Source organism: Mycobacterium sp. (genome assembly GCF_049281135.1).
Classification (GTDB): domain Bacteria; phylum Actinomycetota; class Actinomycetes; order Mycobacteriales; family Mycobacteriaceae; genus Mycobacterium.
This window is the reverse complement of the sequence record NZ_JBAPRN010000498.1, coordinates 1-4,267: the sequence shown is the minus strand read 5'-3', so window position 1 is coordinate 4,267 and position 4,267 is coordinate 1. Positions and strand designations below refer to the sequence as shown.

At 67.5% G+C, this 4,267-nt stretch carries 5 protein-coding genes and 1 pseudogene; 1 reads left to right on the top strand and 5 read right to left on the bottom strand.

The genetic code is table 11. The features are described 5' to 3' along the window. Both WAN02_RS19980 and WAN02_RS19975 read right to left on the bottom strand, forming a co-directional pair. A partial coding sequence (locus WAN02_RS19980) for a thiamine pyrophosphate-binding protein (RefSeq protein ID WP_422265965.1) occupies positions 1-478 on the bottom strand: 478 nt, incomplete at its 3' end. 165 nt (positions 479-643) lie between these two features. Then, a complete protein-coding gene (locus tag WAN02_RS19975) occupies positions 644-1,432 on the bottom strand; it encodes an alpha/beta fold hydrolase (protein ID WP_422265964.1) in 789 nt (262 codons plus the stop codon). Positions 1,433-1,522: 90 nt separating this feature from the next. Here WAN02_RS19975 and WAN02_RS19970 point away from each other — a divergent pair, with 90 nt between their 5' ends. Further along, on the top strand, positions 1,523-2,350 hold the full coding sequence (locus WAN02_RS19970) for an alpha/beta fold hydrolase (RefSeq protein WP_422265963.1): 828 nt from the start codon (positions 1,523-1,525) through the stop codon (positions 2,348-2,350). Here the strand turns inward: WAN02_RS19970 and WAN02_RS19965 are convergent. The 3 genes and pseudogenes from WAN02_RS19965 to WAN02_RS19955 all read right to left on the bottom strand — a co-directional run. Further along, positions 2,347-3,066 (bottom strand): DJ-1/PfpI family protein, encoded by a 720-nt coding sequence (locus tag WAN02_RS19965; RefSeq protein ID WP_422265962.1) that lies wholly within the window; start codon positions 3,064-3,066, stop codon positions 2,347-2,349. The genes WAN02_RS19970 and WAN02_RS19965 overlap by 4 nt on opposite strands. Beyond that, positions 3,063-4,025 (bottom strand): GlxA family transcriptional regulator, encoded by a 963-nt coding sequence (locus WAN02_RS19960; RefSeq protein WP_422265961.1) that lies wholly within the window; start codon positions 4,023-4,025, stop codon positions 3,063-3,065. Before WAN02_RS19960 ends, WAN02_RS19965 begins: the two co-directional genes overlap by 4 nt. 54 nt (positions 4,026-4,079) lie before the next feature. After that, a pseudogene (locus WAN02_RS19955) lies at positions 4,080-4,267 on the bottom strand (O-succinylbenzoate synthase); the annotation flags it as partial.

The following is a 4,267-nucleotide window of genomic DNA, read 5'->3' as shown; positions in this document are numbered from 1 at the left end:
CGCGGCAGGTGGCCGATCGCCAGGTCGCGTTGAGCGCAGCCATCTGCTCCGGAGCGTCCTCGGCCAGCCCGAGGCTGATCGTGGCGCGGACCTGGGTGCCGAAATAGCCCAGCTGCTCCATGGTCTGGTTGGCGCCGGTACCGAGCATTTCGTAGGGCCGGTTGGCCGACAACACGATCAGCGGCACGCGGGCGTAATTGGCCTCCACCACGGCCGGGCCCAGGTTGGCCACCGCGGTGCCCGACGTCATTGCGATGCACACTGGTGTGCCCGCGGCGATCGCCAGCCCGATGGCCAGGAATCCGGCGGTGCGTTCGTCGATGCGGACATGCAGCCGGACCCGGCCGGCCCGGTCGGCGTCCTGCAGGGCGAACGCCAGCGGGGCGTTGCGCGACCCCGGGCACAGCACCACATCGCGGACTCCGCCGCGGATCAGTTCGTCGACGACGACGCGGGCCTGTGCCGTCGAGGGATTCACCAGACCAGCCTAGTCGGGCGACGATGCCGACTCCCGGGGTCCGCTGAGGAGCCCGACCAGCAGCCCTCGTCGGCGGCTCAGCGCATTCGGTTCGCCGACTGTGCAGCTTCTGGTCATGAAAACGGCGATTTGGCGCTTACAACCTGCACACTCGGCGCGGGCGGCTCAGTACCCCATGCTGGCGAAGAACTTCAGCACCGTGGCGTTGACCATCTCGGGCCGTTCCAGAAACCCGAGATGCCCGGTGTCGGCGATCTGCTGGAACTGGGCGCCGGGGATCGCGTCGGCGACTTCTTTACCCAGGTGCGGCGGCGTCACTACGTCGTCGGCGAAGCTGATCACCAGCACCGGCGTGGTGATGCCCTGGTACGCGGGTAGCCGGTTGCTCAGCGGGGCAACCCAGCCCTGGCGGACCAGCCCAGGGGTGATCTTGATCGGCCAGATGTTGAACATGCCGATCCACTCGGCGACGACCTCGTCGTTGCTCAGCGTCTTGGGGGAAAAGCTTTCCAGCAAACGGATTTTGGCGTCGTAGGCGGTGGGAATCTGCACCCCGGAGGCGGCCAGCTCGTCCTCGGCAGAGCGGAAGAACTCGCGCGCCGCGTCCAGCCGGCCGCGAGTGGCCATTAGCACCGCCTGACTCACCAGCTCCGGCCGGGTCAACAACAGCTCCTGGGCGATGAAAGAACCCATCGATACCCCCACGATGCGCACCGGGCCGACGCCGATCGACTCGATCAGCGCCGCGGTGTCGGCGACCATGTTCTCGGTGGTGAACCCGTCGGCGTTCGCGGTCGCGCCGACCCCGCGGTTGTCGAACGTGATGACGCGGTAGCCGGCGTCCAGGAATGCGGGAACCTGATGCAGGTGCCAGGTGCGTCCCAGACCGCCGCGGCCGGCGATGAAGAGGACGGGCTCACCCGTCCCGCTGTCGTCATAAGCCAGGTTGATCACGACGAAGAACCTACGCGACACCGCGGTGTTGGCAGTATTTGGCAGTCCGCGGCGTCGAGCTGGCAGCGGGTTTACGCGTTGACTGTCCCCATGACTCAACTCTCGCTCAAGCAGGCAACGATCGGATACCAAGAGTTCGGGCCGCAGGATTCGGTGCACCCGCCGGTGTTCTTCGTCCACGGTGTCTTGGTCAACGGTGAGCTGTGGCGAGGCGTCGCCGAAGAGCTGGCGCGGCGTGGTTACCGCTGCATCGTGCCGACCTTGCCGCTGGGATCACACACCATTCCGGTCAAGGACGCCGGCGCGCTCTCGCTGCAGGGCGTCGCGGGGATCGTCAACGACGCGATCGAGGCCCTCGACCTGTCCGACGTGACGCTGGTCGGCAGCGACACCGGCGGCGGCCTCTGTCAGCTGGCCGTCGACGCCGGGTCGGACCGGATCGGGCGGCTGGTGCTGACCAACTGCGACGCCTTCGACCAATGCCCGCCGTTCCCATTCGACGTGGTGTTCGGCCTGCTTCGCGGCCCGATCTCGATCAAGGCTCTGATGGGGCCGATGCGGCTGCCGGCGCTGCGAAACTCCGCGCTGGGCTTCGGCCTGCTGATCAGCCGACCCAACAACGACCTCACCGCCGGCTGGATCGCGCCCTGCCTGAACGACGCCCGGATCTGTCGTGATCTGGCCGCACTGCTACGCCGGATCGCCGTCACCGATCTGACCGACGTGGCAACCCGGCTGCCCCGGTTCGACAAGCCGGTGACGCTGGTCTGGGGCCAGGACGATCGCGTGTTCAAACCAAGCCTGGGCCGACGGCTGGCGGCGGTGTTCAGCAACGCGAAACTGATCGAGGTGCCGGGTTCACGGACCTTCGTTTCGATCGACCAACCGGACGCGGTGATCGACGCGATCGCCGGCTAGCGACGGGCCTTGGATCGCACCGCGCCCAGCGCGCTGTTCCACAGCAGTTGCGTCCCGGCCTTGAGCTGAGCCGGTTTGGCGATATCGCGGGCCATCAGCGCGGTGGCAACCGCTTTGGTCTTCGCCGATGCCTTCGACATGTGGCCGCTGTCGAACGGCGGCTGCGGGTCGTACTCCATCGACAGCTGAATGACCTTCGCGCGTTCCTCGCCGCCGATCTGGCCGGCCAGCCAGAGCGCCAAGTCGATGCCCGCCGACACCCCCGCACTGGTCACGATCTGCCCTTCGTGCACCACCCGCTCATCGCCAACGGGCTTGGCGCCCAGGGCTTTCAGCATGCTCAGCGCCGCCCAGTGCGAGGTGGCACGTTTACCGTCGAGCAGCCCGGCGGCCGCGAGGATGACCGAACCCGAGCACACCGACGTCGTCCAAGCTGCGGTCTGATGTGCCGAACGCACCCAGTCCAGGAGCACCTCGTCGCGGGCGTGTTCGATAGTGGTCATACCGCCCGGCACCAAAATGACGTCCGGCGTTGGGGTCTCGGCGAACGAGTGGGTTGCCCCGATGAGCAGCACACCGGAGTCGGCGGTGATCGGACCCGGTTCGTGCCACACGAAGCGGACCTCGACGTCGGGCAGCCAGCGCAGCACTTCGTAGGGGCCGATGAAGTCCAGGGCGGTGAAGCCCGGGTAGACGACGATGGCGATCTGTGTCATGCGAATGTCTTTCTGTATTGGTCGGGCGATACGCCGACTCGTCGAATGAAGTTGCGGCGCATCGTTTCCGCGGTGCCGAAGCCGCACCGGGTCGCGATCGTCATCACGGTGTCGTCGGTTTGCTCGAGTTGGCGACGCGCCGCCTCGGTGCGAACCCGTTCGACGTAAGCCCCGGGTGCCTCGCCGACTTCGTCGGTGAACACCCGGGTGAAGTGCCGCGGGCTCATCGCGGCGAGCCGGGCCAGGTCGTTGATGCTGTGCGGACCGCCAGGCTCGGACTCGACGGCGTCCTGCACTGCGCGGATTGGTTCACGTTTGGCCCGGGCCACCCACACCGGCGCGGCGAACTGCGTCTGCCCGCCGGGCCGTCGCAGGTGCATCACCAGATGTCGGGCCACCGTTTGAGCTACCTCGGTCCCGTGATCCTCCTCGACCAGCGCCAGTGCTAAGTCGATGCCCGAAATGACGCCGGCGGCCGTCCACACCTTCGGTGAGCTACGCACGAAGATGGGATCGGGATCGACGTCGATCGTCGGGAATTCCCGAGCCAAGTTGTCGGCGTGGGCCCAATGGGTGGTCGCCCGGCAACCATCAAGCAGGCCGGCCTGCGCGGCCAGGAAGGCTCCGGTGCACACGGTGGCGATCCGGCGCGCCTGCGGTGCCGCGGCGACGATCCACTCGACCAGGCGCGGGTCACGCCGATCGGGACGGGTGCCCCGACCACCGGGCAACACCAGGGTGTCGACGGGTTCGGGTGGGTTGGGCAGTTTGACCGTGCCAAAAGTCAGGCCGGTCCCGTTGGCAATTGGCTGCCCGTCCAGCGACGCCAGCTCCGGCTGGTAGCCCTCTTTGCCCTGGGCGGCCAGCGCCAACGAGGCTCCTGCGAACACATCGAACGGGCCAACCAGGTCGAGCGCCTGCACACCCTGGAAGCCGACGATCAGCACTTTTCGCTTCATACCGCCAGTGTTGGCGATAGCACCCCGTGTCGTCTACGCCACGTACCCCACAAATCAGGACAGCAGCGGATAGCAGGCCTTGATCCGGTCGATCCACCACTGTCGGCGCTGCGGTGCCGCGGCGAGCGCCTGCAGCCGATCCGGGTCCGGGATGACCGGCCCGACCGGCAGGTAGCCGTCGACCGGCGCGATGGGCTCGGCGACGTCCTCGACGAACAGCCGGCCGGTGCCCAACCCGCAGG